This is a genomic window from Bacillus cihuensis, assembly GCF_000504145.1.
GTDB classification, from domain to species: domain Bacteria; phylum Bacillota; class Bacilli; order Bacillales; family DSM-1321; genus Peribacillus; species Peribacillus huizhouensis.
In genome coordinates this window covers 131,942-154,104 of record NZ_KI632497.1, presented here as the reverse complement: position 1 = coordinate 154,104, position 22,163 = coordinate 131,942, and the positions used below count along the sequence as shown (strand labels likewise).

Here is a 22,163-nt window from a genome sequence, read left to right as displayed (position 1 = left end):
ACAGGATTAGAGTAACAGTTAACTTCATAAAAATGGTATTGGTTGTAATAAAATACCCATCTTCCTGTCAATGGAAATATTTTATAGAAATATTTCATATATATTTCACTGAAAATAGTTCTAAAGTAACGGTTAAATATAAAAGATTTTATTTATAGTTAATAAGGCAATTAACAAAAGTGGAATTATTTATGTCGAAACTATGTAAAATAGTGAAAAACAAGGATGAATTTGCTAAAAGATTTCCATTAAATAGAGTTTTATATACAAAATTAGACAAAAAACGACTAAAATAGGTCTTTTGGCATGGCGAATAATGACGAATCTTGATAGACAGCATTCGTTTACTTCTTTAAAATAGTTATTATACAATTATTTTTTTTATTACAGATATAATAATTTTCTTACAATACTGATACAAAGGAGGGGGATATGATGAAACTGTTTTCTTCTACTTTTACTACACTTGAACAAGCATTGAATTATTCGAGCGCAAAACAAAAAATTATTTCTGAAAATATTGCAAATGTAGATACACCGAATTATAAAGCAAAAGATGTAAAACTATCTAAATCCTTCGGTTCGGATTTAGAATCTTCTATTCAAGCTTACAGAACGAATCAACGACATTTTACTTATAAACCTCTTTCTTCTGAGATGACAAAGGTGTTTGTTCAAAACAATGTGCAATACAATAATAGTGGTAATAGCGTGGATGTTGATAAAGAAATGAGCAATCTAGCATCCAACCAGATCTATTACAATGCTTTAATCGAAAGAACAAGTGGGAAATTTTCTTCACTGTTAAATGTCATAAAAGGAGGAAGATGATTCGAATGTTTCAAAGTTTAAATACGACTTCATCAGCACTTACAAGTCAAAGGTTAAGAATGGATGTTATCTCTTCTAATATGGCAAATGCTGAAACATCTAGGGCAGAATATGTCAATGGAAAATGGCAAGCTTACAAAAGAAAATCTGTAGTGCTACAGGAGAACGGAAGTCAATTTTCAAGCTATTTACATAATGCAATCGGGAAAAGTACAGGTTCTGGTAATGGAGTGCATGTTTCTAGAATAATTGAAGACGAGACACCTTTCAAACTGGTCTATAACCCCAATCATCCAGATGCTAATGCAGATGGATATGTGGAAATGCCGAATGTCGATCCGTTAAGAGAAATGGTCGACCTAATGAGTGCGACGCGTTCATATGAAGCAAATGTAACAGTATTTAATGCATCAAAAGGCATGTTAATGAAAGCTTTGGAAATTGGAAAATAGATTGGAGATAATAAGTAATGAATGAAATGAATATATCTTTTAAACAAGGATCTTTGCCGGCAATCACCCCGCAAAAACCACCACTCAATACACCATTTAAAGCCCAACAAAGCTTTGCAACAGTATTAAAGGAGTCCTTGGATAAAGTAAATGAAGCACAAATTGTCTCCGATGAGTTCACGGTCAAAATGGCAAAAGGGGAAAATGTTGATCTTCATGAAGTTATGATCGCATCACAAAAGGCAAGTGTAACACTTCAATTAACTTTAGAAATGAGAAATAAAGCAGTGGAAGCTTATCAAGAAATGATGAGAATGAATATCTGACAAGTATCTTTAACTCCACAAACATACATAGAGCGGTTGACGAAAGGAAACTTAGCTTACATTAAAGAGTGACCGGAGGATTAAGATGAATGAAGTGATCACCAATTTTAAAAATAAATTAACGGCATTTTGGGGAAGCAAAAGCAAAATGCAAAAAATCATGTTAATTAGCACAACAGTTGCTTTAATCTTAATTGCTATAGTATCCTCCATCCTTCTTACAAGAACCACAATGGTTCCACTTTATAGTAATTTGTCACCCTCAGAGACTGGAAGCATTAAAGAAAACTTAGATAGTAGAGGAGTAACGAATGAAATTAAAGATAATGGGACGACGATTATGGTCCCGGAGCAAAATGTTGATACTTTAAAGGTTGAATTAGCAGCTGATGGAATACCGAATTCAGGAAGCATCGATTATTCGTTTTTTGCACAAAATGCGGGTCTTGGCATGACAGATAATGAATTTAATGTATTAAAATTGGATTCTATGCAAACTGAATTGGCAAATTTGATGAAGAACATCGATGGTATAAATAATGCGAACGTAATGATTAATCTACCTGAAAAAGGAATATTTGTAAGTGATACATCAGAAGAAGCGTCTGCTTCCATCGTACTTAATACAAAACCAGGTTATAAATTTGATGAAGGTCAAATTAAGTCACTATACCATTTAGTTAGTAAAAGCATACCGAATCTACCTACTGAGAATATCGTCATTATGAACCAGAATTTTGAGTATTTTGATTTGAAAAATGAAAATAATTCTGGAAACACTTTTGTTGCACAAAATGAAATAAAAAAAGAAATTGAACGTGATATTCAAAGGCAAGTGCAAAACATGCTAGGGACCATTATGGGACCTGATAAAGTAGTGGTTTCCGTAACCGCTGATGTCGATTTTACCCAAGAGAACCGAGAAGAAAACATTGTAACTCCTATAGATGAAGAAAATATGGCCGGAATTGCAATATCTGCACAACGGGTGAATGAAACTTATACAGGTGATAATACGGTAGCGGGAGGCGTACCTCAAGGAGAGGACTCTTCTGATTCATTGACTTCGTATCAAGCTGGTACGAATGGAAATGGCGATTATGACAAAATGGATGAAACGATAAATTATGAAGTGAATAGAATTAAGAAACAAATTGTGGAAAGTCCATATAAGGTAAGAGATCTAGGCATTCAAGTGATGGTTGAACCGCCAAACCCTAAAGATGTGAACTCTCTTTCACAGCAAAGTCAGGATGATATCACGAAAATATTAAGTACGGTTATCAGAACTACTATTAATAAAGACAATACTGGTACAGCACTAACAGATACGGACTTGGCAAATAAAATTGCTATTTCAGTACAACCCTTTAACGGAAAAGTTACTTTTGATAATCCAGTGCAATCTGAAATCCCAGTGTGGGTTTATATTGTAGGGGGCGCATTACTAGTAGCTGTCATTATTCTATTAATTTTATATCTTCGTTCTAAAAAACGTGATGATTATATTGAAGAAGAATTTGAAGAGTTGCAAGAAAATGAGATGCTTGAAGTTGCTGATTTATCTGAAGAACAGGAAACAGAAGCAACATTAAAACGTAAGCAGCTTGAGAAATTGGCCAAAGAGCGTCCGGACGAATTTGCAAAACTATTACGAAGCTGGATTGCTGAAGACTAGGAGGAATGAAGGTGTCAGAACGAAAGAAAAAAGGACTTACTGGAAAGCAAAAAGCAGCCATCCTTCTTATTTCTCTTGGACCAGATGTATCTGCTTCTGTTTACAAGCACTTATCCGAGGAAGAGATAGAAAGACTTACACTAGAAATTTCGAGTGTTAGAAAAGTAGATTCTCAAGAAAAAGAAGATATATTAGAAGAATTTCATAATATTGCTCTAGCGCAAGATTATATTACTCAGGGAGGCATTGGTTATGCCAAACAAGTACTGGAAAAAGCATTAGGTCATGATCAGGCAGCAACTATTATTAATAGGCTTACTTCTTCTTTGCAAGTGCGACCATTTGATTTTGCAAGAAAAGCAGATCCAGCACAAATTCTTAATTTTATCCAAAATGAACACCCGCAAACTATTGCTTTAATCCTATCCTATCTGGATCCTGCTCAAGCTGGGCAAATTCTTTCGGAGCTGCCTCAGGAAGTACAGGCGGATATAGCGAGAAGAATTGCAATCATGGATAGTACGTCTCCTGAAATTATTAATGAAGTTGAACAAATTCTTGAAAGAAAACTATCTGCAACCGTTACACAGGATTATTCATTAACCGGCGGGATTGAGGCTGTTGTTGATGTTCTTAATGGTGTTGACCGACAAACAGAAAGAACCATCTTGGATGCACTTGAAATCCAAGATCCTGAACTTGCTGAAGAAATTAAGAAGCGGATGTTCGTATTCGAAGATATCGTTACACTTGATGGACTTGCCATTCAACGTGTTATTCGTGAATCTGATAATGAAGATCTTAAATTATCACTTAAAGTTGCAAGTGATGAAGTGAAAGAAATTGTCTTTCGAAATATGTCGAAACGAATGGTTGAAACATTCCAGGAAGAAATGGAATACATGGGACCGGTTCGATTGCGTGATGTAGAAGAAGCACAATCAAGAATTGTTGGTGTTATCCGCCGTTTAGAGGAGTCAGGTGAAATCATCATAGCTCGTGGCGGAGGGGATGATATTATTGTCTAGAATTATTAAATCCCAGTTTGCTAAGTCAGCTGAAGTAGAAAATAAACAAATCAAGATTCGTAATTTTAATTTAGAATCACCTGAGGAACAAGTGGAGTTTCAAGAACATTTGATTACTGAACAAATTGAAGAGGCAAGGCTTAAGGCAAAAGCGCTTATTAATGAAGCTGAAAGTAACGCCAATCACATTTTGCAAGAAATTGAGCAAGCCAAAGAGTACTGGGAAAATCATGAAAAAACAGAATGGATGAAGCAAGCCTATGATTCGGGCTTTGCAGAAGGCGTACAAACTGGAAGAAGTAGTGGGTATGATGAGTGGATGGACAAGATTACTCAGGCAAGCGGTATAGTTGAATCCGCAAGGCAAGAATATGTAAAACATATTGAATCTTCAGAAATGATGATTTTGGAATTGGCTATTACTGTTGCTGAAAAAATTATTGGTCAGAAGCTAGAAGAATCGAGTGAAGCATTTTTATCAATAGTAAAAAGGACAATTAAAGAAGCGAGAGATTATCGAGAAATCCAACTTCATATCCATCCTGTACATTACAAGGAACTACTAGAGCAAAAAGAAGATCTTCAGGCCATGTTTATGAAAGAAACGGCCTTAATTATCTATCCAGACCCTGAACTATCGGAAGACAGCTGTTTGATTGAGTCTGCCAATGGGAGAATAGATGCAAGTGTCGATAGCCAGCTTAAAGAAATGAAGGATAAACTAATCGAGCTATTAGAAAGGGGCCAATGATGAAGGCAAGTGATCTATTAGCCTATATTCCAGATATGAATACGTTCAAACACTATGGCAGGGTAAAACGTGTAGTTGGCCTAATGATAGAATCTCAAGGACCAGAAAGCTCAATAGGGGACGTTTGCTACATCTACACGGGTACAAAAAACAGAGAAAAAAAGATTCGTGCTGAAGTTGTCGGCTTTCGAGATGAGATCGTCATTCTAATGCCATACACAACAGTGACTGACATATCTCCAGGTAGTATAGTGGAAGGCACTTCTAACTCCCTTGAAATAAAAGTAGGGGCTGGTTTAATAGGCAAAGTCATTGATCCTCTTGGATTTCCTTTGGATGGTACACCGCTTCCTAAAGGACTTTCTTCTGTACCTGTAGACCAAGATCCCCCTAATCCGATGGAAAGACCACCCATTGACGAGCCAATTGATGTTGGGGTCAGAATGATTGATAGTTTGCTAACAGTTGGCAATGGGCAAAGGGTCGGTATTTTTGCCGGGAGTGGTGTCGGAAAAAGTACATTACTCGGTATGGTGGCCAGGAACACAACAGCAGATTTAAATGTTATCGGGCTAATTGGAGAGCGTGGAAGAGAAGTGCGAGAGTTTATTGAGAAAGACCTTGGTCCGGAAGGCTTGGCACGTTCGATCGTTGTTGTTGCAACCTCTGATCAGCCTGCTTTAATGCGGATTAAAGGCGCACTAACAGCGACAGCCATAGCAGAATATTTTCGCAACAAAGGTCTTAACGTTATGCTTATGATGGATTCAGTAACAAGGGTTGCAATGGCACAACGGGAAATTGGCTTAGCTGTTGGAGAGCCACCAACTACAAAAGGATATACACCTTCTGTATTTTCAATACTACCTCGTCTACTAGAACGAACAGGAACCAACCGATTAGGTACAATTACTGCTTTTTATACGGTGTTAGTAGACGGAGACGATATGAATGAACCGATTGCTGATACAGTTCGTGGGATTTTGGATGGCCATTTTATTCTTGACCGAAATCTAGCAAATAAAGGACAATACCCAGCGATTAATGTGTTAAAGAGCATTAGCAGGGTGATGAATAATATTGTTGATAATTCTCATAAACTTGCAGCTGAAAAATTACGGACGGCTTTAGCTACCTTCATAGAGTCGGAAGATTTAATTAATATTGGAGCCTATAAAAGAGGATCATCGAAGGATATCGATGATGCAATTAAAATGCACCCTCAAATCATTTCATATTTGAAACAAGGCACACATGAAAAAATGACAAGAGAAGAAAGTGTCATTAACTTGAAACAATTAATGGGATTAGGTGAATAAAAGATGATCTTTCAATATAAATTCGACAAAATCCTAACCATTAAAGAAAATGAGAAAAATGATGTCTTAGCAAAATATAATGAAACGATTAAAAAGTTCGAAGCAGTTGCTGAAAAGCTTTATAAACTGCTAAAGAAAAAAGAAGACTTACTACAATTTCAACAAGAAAAGCTGACACAAGGACTCACAGTCCAAGAAATTCGGCATAATCAACAATTCATGGATAATCTCGAAAATATCATTACTCATTTTCAAAAAGAAGTCGTTCAAGCTAGACAAGCAATGAACATCCAACAAAGCAAGCTAATGGAAAAAAATATTGAAGTGAAGAAATATGAAAAAATAAAAGAAAAAGATTTCCAAAAATTTCTTGAAAGAATAAAAGAAGGAGAAAACAAGAATATGGATGAGATTTCCATTCGTCAATTTCTTAGTAAAGGTTAGTAGGTGATATCGTGAAGAAAATAGACGAAACAAAGCATGTAGAGTCGAATAAATTTCAAGTGATTTTATTTACTGTCCTCATTTTTCTTTTGTTAACATTATTAGTCCTAGTCATTTATTTAAGCTTTACTGGAACGAATATATTTGAAAAATCAAAAGCATTAAGTGAGAAGGTGCCCTTTGTTTCTCAACTCTTTGACAGGGATGATGAAAATAAACAAGAGAATTCCATTCTAAAATTCCAAGAACAAATTAATAAAGTGGAAGCTGAGCTGAGCGAGCGCCAAGAGGAAATAATAAAGCTTGAAAATTTAATTGACTCTAGGGACAAAACGATCGCAAGAAACGAACTTGAAAAGCAGCAATTAGAAATGGAAATTGAGGAGTTGCGGGCTGCGCAAGAAATAAATAAGCGTGCATTTCTAGATATTATTAAAACGTACGAAACGATACCACCTAAAAAGGCAGCACCTATCATTTCGAAAATGGGCGATGAAGATGCCTTAAAGATTCTTAGTAGTATTAAAACGGATAAGCTTGCAGCAATACTAGAGCAATTGACTCCAGAAGATGCAGCCAGATTTACAAAACTATTAGCATCTAAAAGCAGCACAAATGAAGGGGGGTGAAACAAATGAACGCAGGAATGATCATGGCATCAGTGTCAGCTTCGGCAAGTAAAAATCATACAGTTTCAAAAAAGCCTGATATAGAGCATTCATTTGGCAATGTATTAGGGAAAGTTATTTTATCGAAAGAAGCAGAGGATGCTGAACCAAATGATGTTGGAAGGCTTACTAAAGAACAACGCTCCTTATTAAATGAGCTTATCAAAGATTTGAAGGCACTGAGCAATCCCGATAATCTTCTTGGGGTTGAACCTCCACAATTAATAGATAAAAGTAGTACAGAAGAAGAGAACTTAATCGTTGGAGAACTATTGAATTCAGTTTCGCTAAATGAGCGTGATGTAGAAAAGATGCTAGATATGCTGAATGAAAAGATTTCAGAGAACGAAGAAATCGATGTAACAGAAATATTACCATTCTTAACTACTTTATCAACTATGAGTGAAAATCAATGGAGCGAGTTGGATTTAAATAAGGTAGGAAATATTCTTAAGTTTACAAAATTACAAGAAGCGATGATTTCCCTCAATCAGATAACTGATAATGAAGCTGCAGTCAGCAAAACTTTGAAACATTTGTTAGAGACAATTTTGCCAAAACTAGAATCCATGGTGGAAAGTAAGCAACAAAAGTCTTCCGAAACATCTACGTTTAATAAATTGTTAGCTAGTGGAGCATCAGATTTAATCCAAAATACATATATCAAAAACTTTGAGAGTGTAAACAGAGATAATGAAAAAAAATTAGTACATCCATCTTCGATAAAAGGATTTGAAACCACTCAAACTGGTCAATCCTTTATTCCACAAATGTCTAAACTAGAACAATTTATTCTAACTGTAGAAAAAAGCGGACAACCAGTTACTCAAGAACAATTTGTTAAAGCATTTGAAACGATTTTGAAAAAATCAAGCTTTACAAATGCAAATGGTACTCAAAAATTATTTATCCAGTTAAACCCTGAACATCTTGGTGCCCTGCGAATTGAACTTATCCAAAAGAATGATGTAATGATTGCTAAAATTATGGCTACAACAGCACAGGCTAAAGAAATGCTTGAAAGCCAATTATCAGGATTGAAACATTCGTTTGTAGGTCAAGGTATTCAAGTAGAAAAAATAGAAATATCACAACTACTTAGCACATTCTCTCAAGAACGATTCTATCAAAGAGATTCGGACGCTTCTGAGCAGCAAAACCAACAGCAAAATCAGAAAGCTGCAGATGATGACGTAACAACGGAATTTACCAATCAATTTGAAGAAGCCTTATTAAATGTTGAAGTGTAGGTGAGAAAAATGACGACAATCGATACATCTTTATTACTGTCAAACAATCCAAAAAATAAAGTAACCACAAAAGGCGATACACTTGGCAAAGATGATTTTTTAAAGCTGTTGATGGCTCAGCTCCAAAACCAAGATCCAACTAGTCCGATGGACAACACAGCATTTGTATCACAAATGGCGACTTTTTCTTCATTGGAACAAATGACAAACATAGGGACAGGAATTAATAGCTTAATTGATATCCAACAACAAAACAGCCTTTTAGCATATAACAATTTTGTTGGCAAAGAAGTGACTTGGCATAAAATCAATACGGACGATTCGGGTGAGACCGGAGAAATTAAGGTCGAAGAAGGAACGGGTGTTGTTTCCTCGTTAGAATATAAAAATAATGGAGTGACGTTTATTCTTGAGGATGGAACGAAATTAGAGCCAGGAAATATTTCTAAATTGAATGCAACGTCATCTTCTAATAGTTTATTATCTGCTAGTGAATTAATCGGAAAGTTAGTTACTTATTTAAGTTCTGAGAATGAAGAGGTTTCAGCTATTGTTAAGTCGGTACTAGTGAAAGACGGAAAAACAGTATATGAGTTAGCAGATGATAAATCTACTAAACTGACTGCAGATCAGCTGATAAAAATTTCTTCACCTTAAGGAGAGGATTTATGAAAATGAATGGATTCAGACCGATATCCAATCTGCCGACTCAACTCGTTTCATCAAAACAATCGCCAAATAAGAATGAGAAGTCAAGTTTTGCTGCTCATTTTCATACAGCTATTCAAACTAACTCAAGTAAACTGTCAATTAGTAAGCACGCTCAAATGAGACTAGACCAAAGAAGTATTCAAATCAATGAAAAGACTTGGAATAAGATTGAAGAAAAAGTTCATGAAGCCAAAAAAATAGGGATTACCGAATCATTAGTTGTTCTCGAAAATGCTGCACTTGTAGTAAATACGAAAAACAACATTGTCATAACTGCCATGGATCGGGCTGAATCAGCCTCCCACATTTTCACAAATATCAACGGAACGATTCTTGTAGATTAAAGGGCTGGACCTGCAAAGGAAGCCTTGGCTGTGGAATGACAGAAACAGCCGATTATGAAAGGAGAGTAAAAATATGCTTCGTTCAATGTACTCAGGAATTAGCGGGTTAAAAAACTTCCAAACAAAATTAGATGTCATTGGTAATAATATTGCCAATGTAAATACTTACGGTTTCAAGAAAAGCAGGGTAACATTTGCAGACACTATGAACCAAACAATATCTGGTGCCAGTGCGTCAACAGCCAACCGCGGTGGAAAAAACTCGATGCAAGTTGGATTGGGTTCAGCAGTATCTACCATTGATACGATCCACACTCAATCAAGCCTGCAAAATACAGGGCGTTCCCTTGATCTTGGGATTTCAGGCGATGGTTATTTCGTTGTTGCAAACGGGAATGCATTGTCTTATACACGAGCTGGAAACTTTTATTTAGATAATAATGGTACGTTAGTAAATGGTGATGGGTATAAGGTACAGGCGTTTGATAACAATGGGGTGCTTGGGGATGTTACGGTTAACGTAAATGCTGTAATGCCTGCAACTAAAACAGATAAAGTTGAATTTTTAGGGAATTTATCAAGTGACACAATTAATAATAAATCTTTTTCACAACAAATGAAGGTGATAGATGCCTTTGGTGAATCACACACAATTGACGTTCATTATATTAAAACTGCAGCTAATTCTTGGAATGTTTATATTGGTGGGCAGAGTCCATTTAATCCTGATGGTTCAACAATCACTCCACTTCCATCGCCTGTGAGTTCTATTACTTTTAATTCAGATGGGACTATAAATAATCCCCCAACTGGAGCAATAACAATTAAAGATAAAGATGGCACTACAAATATTGTAACTGGCATCTCTTTAGATTTTACCAAATTAACCCAGACAACTGAAGCAAACTCTGCTCAGGGGATACCAAATGGCAGCACAGAAGGCTCCCTGGAAAGTTTTACAATCGGGCAAACTGGTGAAATCAGTGGAGTCTATTCGAATGGTCAAGTCACTACTTTAGGTACTGTTGCAATCGCAAAATTCAGCAACACATCCGGTCTTACAAAAACCGGTGGTAACCTATTCCAAGAATCAATCAGCTCTGGAACAGCCAATATTGGGGTTGCTGGTGACGGACGAGGTACGCTTGCTGCTGGTTCTCTTGAAATGTCCAATGTCGATCTATCAGAAGAATTTACCGACATGATTGTTGCACAGCGTGGACTTCAAGCAAATACTAGAATTATTACAACATCGGATGAAATCCTTCAAGAACTAGTGAATTTAAAACGATAAGTTAAGGGAGGGAAGAGGATGATTTAATTGAATGGATCAGACTCCACATCAACGATTTACCTTATAAATACAGTTAAATATCCTTATATATTATATGTGGAGTACGAGGTCAGATCCTTCTGAGTCATCCTCTAAAAATTATTATTAAAGTGACAAGGTTAAATGGTACTAGCTACACAATTAATGCTTTATTCATAGAAACTGTAGAATCACATCCAGATACTACGATTACTCTTACGAATGGGAAGAAACTAGTTGTGAAGGAAAAAGAAGAAGATATCATTCACTCTGTTATACAGTTTTACCGTTTGGCCAATGTAATTGGGATCAGCAGAGAGGAGGATGGTTCTGAATATGAAAAATAAGCTTTTGACAATTCTATTAATTATTCTTGTTGCCGTTACGTTGGTAGGTGTTGCCTCAGTAGCAGCCATTGCGTATTTCAAAAATGATCATGTGAAAGTAGAAAAAGAGCCTAGTATTGATGAGATTATTAAAACTGCTGTTAATGTTCCTGAGATCACTACGAATCTTGCAAATGGAGATTTTGTCAGGATGACACTGACTATTCAAACTGATAGTAAAAAAGCAAAAATAGAGCTAGAAAAAAGGGATTTTCAAGTCAAAAACCTTTTAATTACCGAGCTTTCTGAATTAAAATCAGACATGTTGCAAAGCAAAGCTGGCAAAGAGCAGTTTCAAGATAGGATGAAGACGAAACTGAATGAAATTATGCAAGAAGGAAAGATTGAAAAGGTTTATATAACCTCCTCTATCCTTCAATAAGAAACCTTCCTAGAAATTAGACGAATTTGAAGGAGGAATTTGGGAGGTGAAATAATTGTCAGGTGAAATATTGTCCCAAAATGAAATTGACGCCCTTCTCTCGGCACTTTCAACAGGTGAGATGAATGCGGATGAATTAAAAAAAGAAGAATCTGAGAAAAAAGTAAAAGTATATGATTTCAAACGTGCTTTACGTTTTTCAAAGGATCAAATTAGGAGTTTAACAAGAGTACATGAAAACTTTGCACGCCTATTAACGACTTATTTTTCGGCTCAGTTAAGAACGTATGTGCAAATTACTGTTGCTTCTGTCGATCAAATTCCTTATGAAGAATTTATCCGCTCGATTTCGAAGATGACCATATTAAACGTTTTTGAGGTTCCACCATTAGACGGAAGAATTATTATGGAAGTCAATCCTCATATTGCTTATGCGATGATGGATCGGGTACTAGGCGGAAAAGGCGTAAGTGTGAATAAAGTGGAAAATCTCACTGAAATTGAAACAAGAATTATGTCGAATCTATTTGAAAATGGCTTTGAGAATTTTCAAGAGGCATGGGTGGGAATATCGGAAATTGAACCAGTATTAACAGATTTCGAAGTGAATCCGCAGTTCTTGCAAATGGTTTCTCCGAATGAGACAGTCGTCGTAATATCTCTTAATACTCAAATTGGAGAAACTTCAGGGATGATTAATATTTGTATTCCTCATGTTACATTAGAACCCATTATTCCGAAGCTTTCCGTTCATTATTGGATGCAGAATACGAAGAAAGAACGTTTACCTGAAGAGGTTAAAGTACTAGAGGAAAGAATAAAAACAGGTGAGCTGCCGATAATAGCTGAATTAGGTGAAACCGACATTACAATTCAAGATTTTTTACTTCTTGATATTGGTGATGTCATTCAATTGAATAAGACGATTGAAGATCCATTGAGTATTAAGATTGGTGAAGTTCCAAAATTTGTAGCTCAGCCAGGAAAAGTAGGGAAAAAATTAGCCATTCAAATTCTAGAATACATAAAGGAGGAGGACGAAGATGGTAGGTGATGGAATGCTTTCACAAGACGAAATCGATGCTTTATTAAAGGGCACAGATGATCAATTTGATCAGAAAAATGAACTGCAAATTGATGAATATCTATCGTCTATGGAGCAGGATGCCTTAGGGGAAATTGGGAATATCTCGTTCGGTAGCTCGGCAACTGCACTGTCTACTTTGTTAAATCAAAAAGTCGATATTACGACACCGACGGTAACAATTATAGAAAAAAGTAAACTTGCAGAGGAATTTCCTCATCCATATGTAGCTATTCAAGTTAATTATACAGAAGGTTTTTCTGGGGGGAATTTGCTTGTTATTCAACAAAGTGATGCCGCAATTATAGCAGATCTAATGCTTGGCGGAACTGGAGTTAACCCACCTGAAATGTTGGGTGAGATTCAATTAAGCGCAGTTCAAGAAGCAATGAATCAGATGATGGGTTCAGCAGCAACCTCGATGTCTACTGTGTTTAATAAAAGAGTAGACATTTCACCGCCAAGTCTAGAATTAATTAATTTTATTGAAGGACAAGGTAGAGACAAAATCCCAGATGAAGATCTCTTTGTAAGAATTTCTTTTCGACTTTTAGTTGGTAATTTAATTGATTCAAATATTATGCAGTTATTACCTTTGAAATTTGCTAAAGAATTAGTTGCAGAATTATTAAATCCAGCTCAGTCAGCCCCTGACTCATTTGCTTATCAGGAGATAGATCCGCAACCGAATCATACAAAAGAACCAGTTGAACAAGAGTATTATTCTGAACATACAAATGACGAAACTCAACAACCAGGAACTGCAACAATGCCAAGCTATCATGTTCCACAACAATCCGAACCACAGCATTTAGGATCGGGAGTAGGGTCTCATGTTCAGCCAGTAAATGTGCAGCCTGCTAGTTTTACTAGTTTTCAAACCTATCAAATGCAAGAATCAGAAGCTAAAAATTTAGATCTGCTTTTGGATATACCGCTTCAAGTAACGGTTGAACTTGGTAGGACAAAACGGTCAATAAAAGAAATCTTGGAACTATCATCAGGATCGATTGTCGAGCTTGATAAATTAGCTGGTGAACCAGTTGATATTTTAGTGAATAATCGGTTGATTGCACAAGGTGAAGTTGTAGTAATTGATGAAAACTTTGGAGTCCGAGTAACTGACATTGTCAGTCAATCGGACCGATTAAAAAAACTTAGATAAACTGGAGGAAATTAAATTATGGCTCACAAAATTTTAATTGTTGATGACGCGGCGTTTATGAGAATGATGATTAAAGATATATTGTCGAAAAATGGTTTTGAGATTGTTGGAGAAGCTGCGGATGGGGCGCAAGCAGTTGAAAAATACCGCGAGTTACAACCAGATCTTGTCACAATGGACATTACAATGCCTGAAATGGATGGAATTACAGCATTAAAAGAAATTAAATCGATTAATCCTGCTGCAAAAGTTATTATGTGTTCAGCTATGGGACAGCAGGCAATGGTTATTGATGCGATTCAAGCGGGAGCACGGGATTTTATTGTAAAACCATTCCAAGCAGATCGTGTACTTGAAGCAATTAATAAAACATTAAGCTAAAAAATAAGAGGGTGTCATTTTGTTTTCCGTTAAAAAATGGATTGCTGTCCTAGTGATAATAGTTTTCGGGATGATAAGTTTTCAAGGTCATACATTTGCAGATGAACTTTCTAATCAAACCGTAAAAGATGCTTATAGTAAGCCTGAGAAACCAAATGATACAAATGAAGCAGAGAAAGCGTTAAAACAAAAGGACAATACAAAAATTGAAAGCTCCACTAGTAAGGGGCTTTCAATTTTAGACTTTGTTCGTGTAGCTGCTGCTATTATTTTTGTTGTAATTTTACTTTATGGATTACTTTGGTTTATGAATAAAAGAAATAAAGCTTTTCAAAAAGCTAATTTTGTTGAAAACCTCGGCGGTACTACTCTAGGGTCTAATCGCTCTGTGCAAATTGTAAAAGTGGGCAGGCGAATCCTTGTTGTAGGTGTTGGTGAAAATATATCTCTGTTAAAAGAAATTGACAATCAAGAGGAATATGAAGAAGTAATCCAAAATCATAATGAGAAAATGGATAATATGATGGTTCCAAGAGATATCGTAGCCAAAATGAGAGATAAATGGGGAGAGAAAGAAAATAAATTCGATGATTTTTCATCTCAATTAAACAAACAGCTTAAAGAACTTGAGAAAACAAGAAAAAAAGCAATAGGTGAGCTTAATAAAAAGGAGAGAGACCTAAATGAATGAATTTATGGAACTATTCAATAACAGTGATCCAGCAAATGTCTCTACTTCAATAAGACTCATCCTACTGCTTACTGTATTATCACTTGCTCCTAGTATCCTTATTTTAATGACTTGTTTTGTAAGAATTGTAATTGTCTTAAGTTTCGTCCGAACAGCTTTAGCAACTCAACAAATGCCTCCGAATCAAGTACTTATTGGACTTGCTCTATTCATGACATTTTTTATAATGGCTCCCACATTTCAGGAAGTGAATGAAGTTGCGTTAACTCCTCTATTTGCCGAAGAAATTAATTTAGAAGAAGCGTATGACCTTGCGGCTAGCCCATTTAAAGAATTCATGAGTGAGCATACACGACAAAAGGACCTTGCGTTATTTTTAGATTATGCAGGAGTAGAAAAGCCTGAAACGATACAAGATATTCCATTAACGGCGCTGGTTCCGGCCTATGCTATTAGCGAAATGAAAACAGCGTTTCAAATTGGTTTTATGATTTTTATTCCTTTTTTAGTAATTGATATGATTGTTGCGAGTATTCTTATGTCTATGGGAATGATGATGCTGCCACCAGTTATGATATCACTCCCCTTCAAAATACTCCTATTTGTATTGGTAGATGGATGGTATTTAGTTGTGAAATCACTATTACAAAGTTTTTAAGTAGGTGAAGAAATGAACGAAGATTTTGTTGTAAAGGTGGCTGAACAAGGAGTATATACGGTATTAATAGTTTGTGGCCCTTTGCTATTAATTGCGCTTGGAGTTGGACTAGCTGTTAGTATTTTTCAAGCTACAACGCAAATCCAAGAGCAAACACTAGCATTTGTACCGAAAATTGTTGCTGTATTGTTGGGACTTGTTTTCTTAGCGCCATGGATGTTAAGTCATTTATTATCATATACCAGTGAAATATTCAATAATTTAAATAGATTTGTAGGTTAAACCATGCAAGATTTATTGCCGTACTTTCCAGCTTTTCTACTCATCTTAGTTCGCGTTACAGCTTTTTTTGTAATCATGCCAATTTTTTCACATCGTACCTTACCAACCACATTTAGAATTGGGGTCGGTTTTTTCCTAGCTTGGATTATGTACTATACCATCGATTCTCCCATTCTAGTGATAGATGGTACATACATGCTACTCGTTCTAAAAGAGGCAATGGTTGGTTTAATGATTGGATTAGTCGCATACATGATCATGGCGGCGATTCAAATTGCCGGCGGGTTTATCGATTTTCAGATGGGCTTTGCCATTGCGAATGTAATTGACCCGCAAACCGGAACTCAAAGTCCTCTAACAGGGCAATATTTATACACCATTTCGTTATTATTTTTATTAGCTACGAACGGGCATCATCTTCTTTTGGATGGAATTTATTACAGTCTTCAATTTATCCCGATTGATCAAGTTCTCATTCCATTTGGTAATGAAAACTTGATAGAATTTATAGTCAAGGCCTTTAGCCGGATGTTTTTGATTGCTTTGCAAATGTCGATTCCTGTTGTCGGATGTTTGTTTTTGGTCGATATTGGTCTCGGAATTGTAGCAAGAACTGTGCCGCAGTTAAATATTTTCGTTGTTGGAATTCCCTTGAAAATGCTAGTTAGTTTTCTTGTGCTAATCATTGTAATGGGCATGATGATGGTTGTTGTTCAACATTTGTTTGAATATTTACTAGTCATTATGAGAGGTTTGATGCAATTGATAGGAGGGGCATAGTATGAGTAAGCTCCGTCTGGATTTACAATTTTTTGCCGGAGAGAAAACCGAAAAGGCCACTCCTAAAAAAAAGCAGGATTCACGGAAAAAAGGACAAGTTGCAAAGAGTCAGGATGTTAATACATCCATAAACTTGTTAACTATATTTCTACTTTTACTTTTCGTTGGCCCTTATATGTTTGAAAAAATAACTCGTTTGCTATTGGAATTCTTTCAACATTCGTTGCTTCTTCAAGTTACTGAAGAAAATGCTCCATTATTACTGTCCGAAGTGTTAAAAGAAATGGGATTCATCTTAGCACCTATACTGGTAGCAGCTTTAATCGCTGGTGTTGCAGCAAATTATATGCAAATAGGGTTTATGTTTTCAACAGAAACGATACAACTAAAACTAGAAAAATTAGATCCAATTAAAGGATTTAAACGTATATTTTCAATTCGGGCAATTGTAGAATTGCTAAAATCAATGTTAAAAATATCAGTAGTAGGCTTAGTTACCTTTTTTGTCATTTGGCAGAGAATGGATGAAATTATGACATTGTCAAAAAAATCAATAGGGAATGCTATGACAACTTTAGCCGATATAACGGTGAAGGTTGGAATTTATGCGAGTATCGCCTTATTGGTTTTATCACTATTAGACTATCTTTATCAGAAATATGACTATGAAAAAAACATCCGAATGTCTAAACAAGATATTAAGGATGAATATAAAAATATAGAAGGCGACCCACTTATTAAATCTAAAATAAAACAAAAACAGCGTGAAATGGCTATGCAACGTATGATGCAAGAAGTGCCTAACGCAGATGTTGTTATTACAAACCCAACCCACTATGCAATCGCCTTAAAATATGATGATCAAAAATCCGATGCGCCTTATGTGATTGCAATGGGAGTTGATTTTGTTGCACAAAAGATTAAATATGTAGCAAAAGAAAATGAAGTAGTGATGGTTGAAAATCGACCTTTGGCGAGGGCACTTTACGATCAAGTGGAGATTGGGCAGGCGATTCCTGAAGAGTTCTTTAAAGTGGTCGCGGAAATACTAGCTTTTGTTTATAAGACAAAGGGAAAAATATAAGTAATGTGAAGAAATTTGGTGTCAAGTGAGTCTGCCTTCTGGCAGGGTTCTGTTAAAAGGCGCTTATGCTTTTCTGATAGGAGAGAAGAATATGTCTGCAAGAGATTTACCGGTATTAGCAGGAGTCATAATGATCGTGGCGATGCTGATTATACCGTTGCCAACTTGGTTATTAAGTGTCTTGATATTAGTGAATATAGCACTAGCTTTAATGGTTCTGCTTATGGCTATGAATATGAAGGAAGCATTGGAATTTTCAATATTCCCGTCTTTATTATTACTTTTGACACTATTTAGATTAGGGTTGAATGTCTCAACAACAAGGTCTATTCTGTCAAATGGTGAAGCCGGTGGAGTCGTTGAAACGTTTGGAACGTTTGTAGTCGGAGGCAATGTCCTTGTAGGTCTTGTTGTTTTTATGATTCTTGTTATTATTAATTTTCTTGTTATTACTAAAGGTTCAGAGCGAGTATCTGAGGTGGCGGCTAGATTTACATTAGATGCAATGCCTGGTAAACAAATGAGTATCGACGCAGATTTGAACGCTGGTATGATTTCTGAAATAGAAGCTAGAGAGAGACGTGAAAAGGTAGGTAGGGAAGCTGACTTTTACGGATCGATGGATGGTGCGAGTAAATTCGTAAAAGGAGATGCGATTGCCGGTATCATTATGGTAATTATCAATCTCGTTTTTGGAATTTTAATTGGTGTTGTACAACTAGGTTTAGCATTTGGTGAAGCTGCTACTCACTTTTCTATGCTTACGGTCGGTGACGGATTAGTAAGTCAAATACCAGCATTAATGATATCGACTGCCACTGGTATAGTGGTGACAAGAGCAGCATCTAATGGGAATTTAAGTTCGGACATTATGTCGCAACTTTTTGCCTATCCTAGTCTGTTATATGTTACTGCTGGTACGATGTTTTTACTCGGGTTGTTTACACCGATACCTGATTTATTAACGATTCCGTTAGCAGGATTATTTGCATTTGGCGGGTATAAAATATCGAAAACTCCTAAAAAAGAAGAAGTGGAGTTCCAAGAATCAGAAGAAGGGCTGCAATCAGAAGAAATGAAGAGTCCTGAGAGTGTTGTAAGTTTACTAAGCGTTGATCCAATTGAATTTGAATTTGGGTACGGCTTAATTCCGCTTGCAGATACAAATCAAGGCGGTGATCTTCTTGATCGTGTAGTTATGATAAGAAGGCAGCTGGCGATTGAACTGGGGCTTGTGATTCCGGTTGTTCGAATTCGTGATAATATTCAGCTGAATCCGAATGAATACCGGTTAAAGATCAAAGGAAATGAAATGGCTAGAGGGGAGCTTCTACTCGATCATTATTTAGCTATGAGTCCTGGAATTGAAGATGATTCGATTGAGGGGATTGACACGGTTGAACCTTCATTCGGGCTGCCTGCTAAATGGATTTCAGAAGAAATGAAAGAACATGCAGAAATTATGGGCTACACAGTCGTTGATCCTCCAAGTGTAGTTTCGACGCATATTACTGAAGTGATTAAAATGAATGCACATGAACTACTCGGCAGACAGGAAACAAAACAGCTTATTGATCATTTGCGTGATTCTGCCCCGATCCTGGTTGATGAAGTGACTCCTAGTCCGTTGACTATAGGTGATGTACAAAAAGTGCTAGCTAAGCTGCTTCGTGAGAAGGTGTCGATTCGTAATTTGCCAATTATATTTGAAACATTGGCTGATTATGGCAGGATATCTACTGATACAGATTTGCTGACTGAGTATGTCAGACAGAATCTTGCAAGGCAAATAACGAGTACATTTACAATTCCTGGCGAGAGTCTAAAAGTTATTACACTTTCTGGAAAAATTGAAAAACTAATTGCTGATGGGGTTCAGCAAACAGAACATGGCAATTTTTTGTCGCTTGATCCAAATGATTCACAAGCCATTTTAGAATCTACTGCTTCTAAATTAGAAGAATTAACTCTAATGGAACAAACGCCAATTGTCCTTTGTTCTCCTGCAGTCAGAATGTATGTAAGGCAATTAACGGAAAGGTATTTCCCTCATGTGCCAATCCTTTCTTATAATGAGCTGGAATCTAATGTAGAAGTACAAAGCATAGGGGTGGTGAATGTGGATTGAATGTAAAAAGATATCAAGCTGATTCAATGACTGAAGCATTAAAGATGGTTCGCGAAGAATTGGGAAATGATGCTGTTATTTTGAACTCTAAGCCCATTTTCACAGGTGGTTTTTTAGGCATGTTTAAGAAAAGAAGCATCGAAGTTTATGCTGCAGTTGATCCACAAATTAAACCGACAAAACAAGTCACAAAGCAAAAGACTAAAAAGATTGCAGTAAAAGCTGCGGAAACAGTAATTGAAGAAAATCGTTTTGTTAAGGCATCAACGCTCCAAAAGTCAGAACCTATTCACAAATCTAACGAAGTAATGAAAGAATTGGTAGATTTAAAAGCGATGATCAAAGAATTGAAACAGGTTTCGGACATAGCATATCCGGAACCTTTACTTCCCGTTAACGAATTGTTAGTTGGTCATGAAATCAATCAAACAGTTCAAAGAGATGTTATGGATAAAGTACTAGAAAACTGGTCTCAAAGTCATACGGCTTTTTCTGAAGCAGAAATTTTGAAACATGTGAAAGCAGAGTTAGTAAATCGGTTTGCTAATAGTAAAAATTGGGGATTTCATTCGGAAAAAAAATATATAAATATTGTCGGTCCAACAGGAGTAGGTAAGACGACAACTCTAGCAAAAGTGGCTGCTCATTGCATGTTAAAGCAAAATAAAAGAGTAGCTTTTATTACAACGGATACGTATAGAATTGCCGCGATCGATCAATTGAAAACTTATGCTAAAATTTTGAATGTTCCAATTGAAGTCGCTTATAATCTAGAAGATTTTCAAAAAGCAATCGAACGGTTTTCACATTATGATGTAGTTTTTATTGATACAGCAGGGCGAAATTTTCGCAATGCAGATTATGTTCGTGATCTTAAAAATATTATTGATTTTTCTGTTGATATGGAAACATACCTTGTCCTATCTTTAACAGCTAAACAAAAAGATATGGAAGATATTTATAACCAGTTTTCAATGATCCCCATCAAACAAGTTATTTTTACAAAGGCAGATGAAACATCTACTTATGGCGCGATGGTGAATTTCATTATAAGAAATGAAATTGGTGTAGCCTATATAACAAATGGTCAAAATGTACCAGATGACATTGAAATCGCTACTCCTCAATTATTAGCGAAAATGATTCTTGGAGAAATAAACTATGCGTGATCAAGCTGAAAATTTACGAAATTTTATTGCAATACAAGAACAGTCTAATGTATCCAAAACAATGGCCGTGATAAGCGGAAAAGGTGGAGTGGGGAAATCAAACTTTTCGGTAAATTTTGCAATAAATATAGCGGGACGTGGTAAACGAGTACTTCTATTCGATATGGATATTGGAATGGGGAATATCGATATTTTACTAGGATACCATTCGAACAATAGCATTATGGACTTTTTCAATGGAAGTTTAACGATTAAAGAGACGATATCCTCTGGACCTAACAATATATCAATTATTGCAGGAGGAACCGGATTAACGAATTTATTTTCGTTAGACGACGAGCTATTTAACCGATTTACAGAACAATTTAATGAATTACTTCAGGAATATGACTTTATCCTATTTGATATGGGAGCTGGTATTAATGAAGATACAGCTAAATTGCTTTTGTGTGTTGATGAATTGATTGTGATAACAACCCCAGAACCAACTTCCATAACAGACGCTTATTCTGTCATGAAATATCTTCATTCAGTTAACTCTGATATTCCCTTTCATTTAATATGTAACCGGGTAGGAGAAGAACTGCAAGGCAAAGAGACGATGAATCGGCTACAAACGGTCATGAGAAAATTTCTCCAAAAGGAAATTATCCCACTGGGATATCTTCCGGATGATCGAACGGTTATGCTAGCTGTATCTAAGCAAATACCGTTTATCCTTTATGAGCCAAGTGCCAATATATCTAAGGCATTAATAGATATTACTTCTCGATACTTAAATCATTCTTTCTCAGAAAAAATAACGTATAGGCAAAGCCATTTTCTTTTGAAAATTAAAAGATTTTTTCTTGGAAGGTAG

Annotated in this window: 26 protein-coding genes; all 26 read left to right on the top strand. The window is 36.0% G+C overall.

Going from position 1 to position 22,163, the window contains the following annotated elements; genetic code table 11:
- Positions 1-435: 435 nt before the first annotated feature.
- The 26 genes from flgB (at position 436) to V179_RS0118855 (ending at position 22,163) form a co-directional block, all read left to right on the top strand.
- Positions 436-831: a flagellar basal body rod protein FlgB gene (gene flgB / locus V179_RS0118980; protein ID WP_028392857.1), complete on the top strand. Its 396-nt coding sequence runs from the start codon at positions 436-438 to the stop codon at positions 829-831.
- On the top strand, positions 831-1,283 hold the full coding sequence (flgC, locus tag V179_RS0118975) for a flagellar basal body rod protein FlgC (RefSeq protein WP_028392856.1): 453 nt from the start codon (positions 831-833) through the stop codon (positions 1,281-1,283). The genes flgB and flgC overlap by 1 nt, the downstream gene beginning before the upstream one ends.
- Before the next feature lie 26 nt (positions 1,284-1,309).
- Complete coding sequence (gene fliE / locus V179_RS0118970; protein ID WP_152534796.1) at positions 1,310-1,609, top strand: flagellar hook-basal body complex protein FliE; 300 nt, start codon at positions 1,310-1,312, stop codon at positions 1,607-1,609.
- Between the two features lie 85 nt (positions 1,610-1,694).
- Positions 1,695-3,287: a flagellar basal-body MS-ring/collar protein FliF gene (gene fliF, locus V179_RS0118965; protein WP_028392854.1), complete on the top strand. Its 1,593-nt coding sequence runs from the start codon at positions 1,695-1,697 to the stop codon at positions 3,285-3,287.
- An 11-nt stretch (positions 3,288-3,298) separates the two neighbouring features.
- Positions 3,299-4,315, top strand: coding sequence for a flagellar motor switch protein FliG (fliG, locus tag V179_RS0118960; protein ID WP_028392853.1), 1,017 nt, complete (start codon positions 3,299-3,301; stop codon positions 4,313-4,315).
- Positions 4,299-5,066 (top strand): flagellar assembly protein FliH, encoded by a 768-nt coding sequence (gene fliH, locus V179_RS0118955; protein ID WP_028392852.1) that lies wholly within the window; start codon positions 4,299-4,301, stop codon positions 5,064-5,066. The genes fliG and fliH overlap by 17 nt, the downstream gene beginning before the upstream one ends.
- Positions 5,066-6,385 carry a flagellar protein export ATPase FliI gene (gene fliI, locus V179_RS0118950; protein ID WP_028392851.1) on the top strand — a complete coding sequence of 440 codons (1,320 nt, stop codon included), beginning with the start codon at positions 5,066-5,068 and terminating at the stop codon, positions 6,383-6,385. The genes fliH and fliI overlap by 1 nt, the downstream gene beginning before the upstream one ends.
- Before the next feature lie 3 nt (positions 6,386-6,388).
- Entirely contained in the window at positions 6,389-6,829 is a 441-nt protein-coding gene (gene fliJ / locus V179_RS0118945; protein WP_028392850.1) for a flagellar export protein FliJ, read from the top strand.
- Between the two features lie 11 nt (positions 6,830-6,840).
- On the top strand, positions 6,841-7,458 hold the full coding sequence (locus tag V179_RS0118940; RefSeq protein ID WP_051405049.1) for a MotE family protein: 618 nt from the start codon (positions 6,841-6,843) through the stop codon (positions 7,456-7,458).
- Positions 7,459-7,463: 5 nt separating this feature from the next.
- A complete protein-coding gene (locus tag V179_RS29245) occupies positions 7,464-8,747 on the top strand; it encodes a flagellar hook-length control protein FliK (RefSeq protein WP_051405048.1) in 1,284 nt (427 codons plus the stop codon).
- 9 nt (positions 8,748-8,756) lie between these two features.
- Complete coding sequence (gene flgD / locus V179_RS0118930; protein ID WP_028392848.1) at positions 8,757-9,404, top strand: flagellar hook assembly protein FlgD; 648 nt, start codon at positions 8,757-8,759, stop codon at positions 9,402-9,404.
- Positions 9,405-9,415: 11 nt separating this feature from the next.
- A complete protein-coding gene (locus V179_RS0118925; RefSeq protein WP_028392847.1) occupies positions 9,416-9,802 on the top strand; it encodes a TIGR02530 family flagellar biosynthesis protein in 387 nt (128 codons plus the stop codon).
- Between the two features lie 73 nt (positions 9,803-9,875).
- Positions 9,876-11,096: a flagellar hook protein FlgE gene (locus V179_RS0118920; protein WP_028392846.1), complete on the top strand. Its 1,221-nt coding sequence runs from the start codon at positions 9,876-9,878 to the stop codon at positions 11,094-11,096.
- Between the two features lie 140 nt (positions 11,097-11,236).
- Positions 11,237-11,461, top strand: a complete 225-nt coding sequence (locus V179_RS30205) for a flagellar FlbD family protein (protein WP_084552440.1) — start codon at positions 11,237-11,239, stop codon at positions 11,459-11,461.
- Entirely contained in the window at positions 11,451-11,882 is a 432-nt protein-coding gene (fliL, locus tag V179_RS0118910) for a flagellar basal body-associated protein FliL (protein WP_028392845.1), read from the top strand. The genes V179_RS30205 and fliL overlap by 11 nt, the downstream gene beginning before the upstream one ends.
- 55 nt (positions 11,883-11,937) lie before the next feature.
- The gene (fliM, locus tag V179_RS0118905) at positions 11,938-12,936 is read left to right on the top strand and encodes a flagellar motor switch protein FliM (protein WP_028392844.1); all 999 of its coding nucleotides are present in this window, start codon (positions 11,938-11,940) and stop codon (positions 12,934-12,936) included.
- The gene (gene fliY, locus V179_RS0118900; protein WP_028392843.1) at positions 12,926-14,131 is read left to right on the top strand and encodes a flagellar motor switch phosphatase FliY; all 1,206 of its coding nucleotides are present in this window, start codon (positions 12,926-12,928) and stop codon (positions 14,129-14,131) included. Before fliM ends, fliY begins: the two co-directional genes overlap by 11 nt.
- Positions 14,132-14,149: 18 nt before the next feature.
- Positions 14,150-14,512: a response regulator gene (locus V179_RS0118895; protein ID WP_028392842.1), complete on the top strand. Its 363-nt coding sequence runs from the start codon at positions 14,150-14,152 to the stop codon at positions 14,510-14,512.
- 19 nt (positions 14,513-14,531) lie between these two features.
- Positions 14,532-15,203, top strand: a complete 672-nt coding sequence (locus tag V179_RS0118890) for a flagellar biosynthetic protein FliO (RefSeq protein ID WP_051405047.1) — start codon at positions 14,532-14,534, stop codon at positions 15,201-15,203.
- Positions 15,196-15,861, top strand: coding sequence for a flagellar type III secretion system pore protein FliP (gene fliP / locus V179_RS0118885; RefSeq protein ID WP_028392840.1), 666 nt, complete (start codon positions 15,196-15,198; stop codon positions 15,859-15,861). Before V179_RS0118890 ends, fliP begins: the two co-directional genes overlap by 8 nt.
- A gap of 12 nt (positions 15,862-15,873) precedes the next feature.
- Positions 15,874-16,143 carry a flagellar biosynthesis protein FliQ gene (gene fliQ, locus V179_RS0118880; protein WP_028392839.1) on the top strand — a complete coding sequence of 90 codons (270 nt, stop codon included), beginning with the start codon at positions 15,874-15,876 and terminating at the stop codon, positions 16,141-16,143.
- Between the two features lie 3 nt (positions 16,144-16,146).
- Positions 16,147-16,923, top strand: a complete 777-nt coding sequence (gene fliR / locus V179_RS0118875; protein WP_028392838.1) for a flagellar biosynthetic protein FliR — start codon at positions 16,147-16,149, stop codon at positions 16,921-16,923.
- A 1-nt stretch (position 16,924) separates the two neighbouring features.
- The gene (gene flhB / locus V179_RS0118870) at positions 16,925-18,007 is read left to right on the top strand and encodes a flagellar biosynthesis protein FlhB (protein ID WP_028392837.1); all 1,083 of its coding nucleotides are present in this window, start codon (positions 16,925-16,927) and stop codon (positions 18,005-18,007) included.
- A gap of 91 nt (positions 18,008-18,098) precedes the next feature.
- Positions 18,099-20,135 (top strand): flagellar biosynthesis protein FlhA, encoded by a 2,037-nt coding sequence (gene flhA / locus V179_RS0118865; protein WP_028392836.1) that lies wholly within the window; start codon positions 18,099-18,101, stop codon positions 20,133-20,135.
- Entirely contained in the window at positions 20,132-21,304 is a 1,173-nt protein-coding gene (gene flhF / locus V179_RS0118860; RefSeq protein ID WP_028392835.1) for a flagellar biosynthesis protein FlhF, read from the top strand. The genes flhA and flhF overlap by 4 nt, the downstream gene beginning before the upstream one ends.
- Positions 21,297-22,163, top strand: a complete 867-nt coding sequence (locus V179_RS0118855) for a MinD/ParA family protein (protein ID WP_028392834.1) — start codon at positions 21,297-21,299, stop codon at positions 22,161-22,163. Before flhF ends, V179_RS0118855 begins: the two co-directional genes overlap by 8 nt.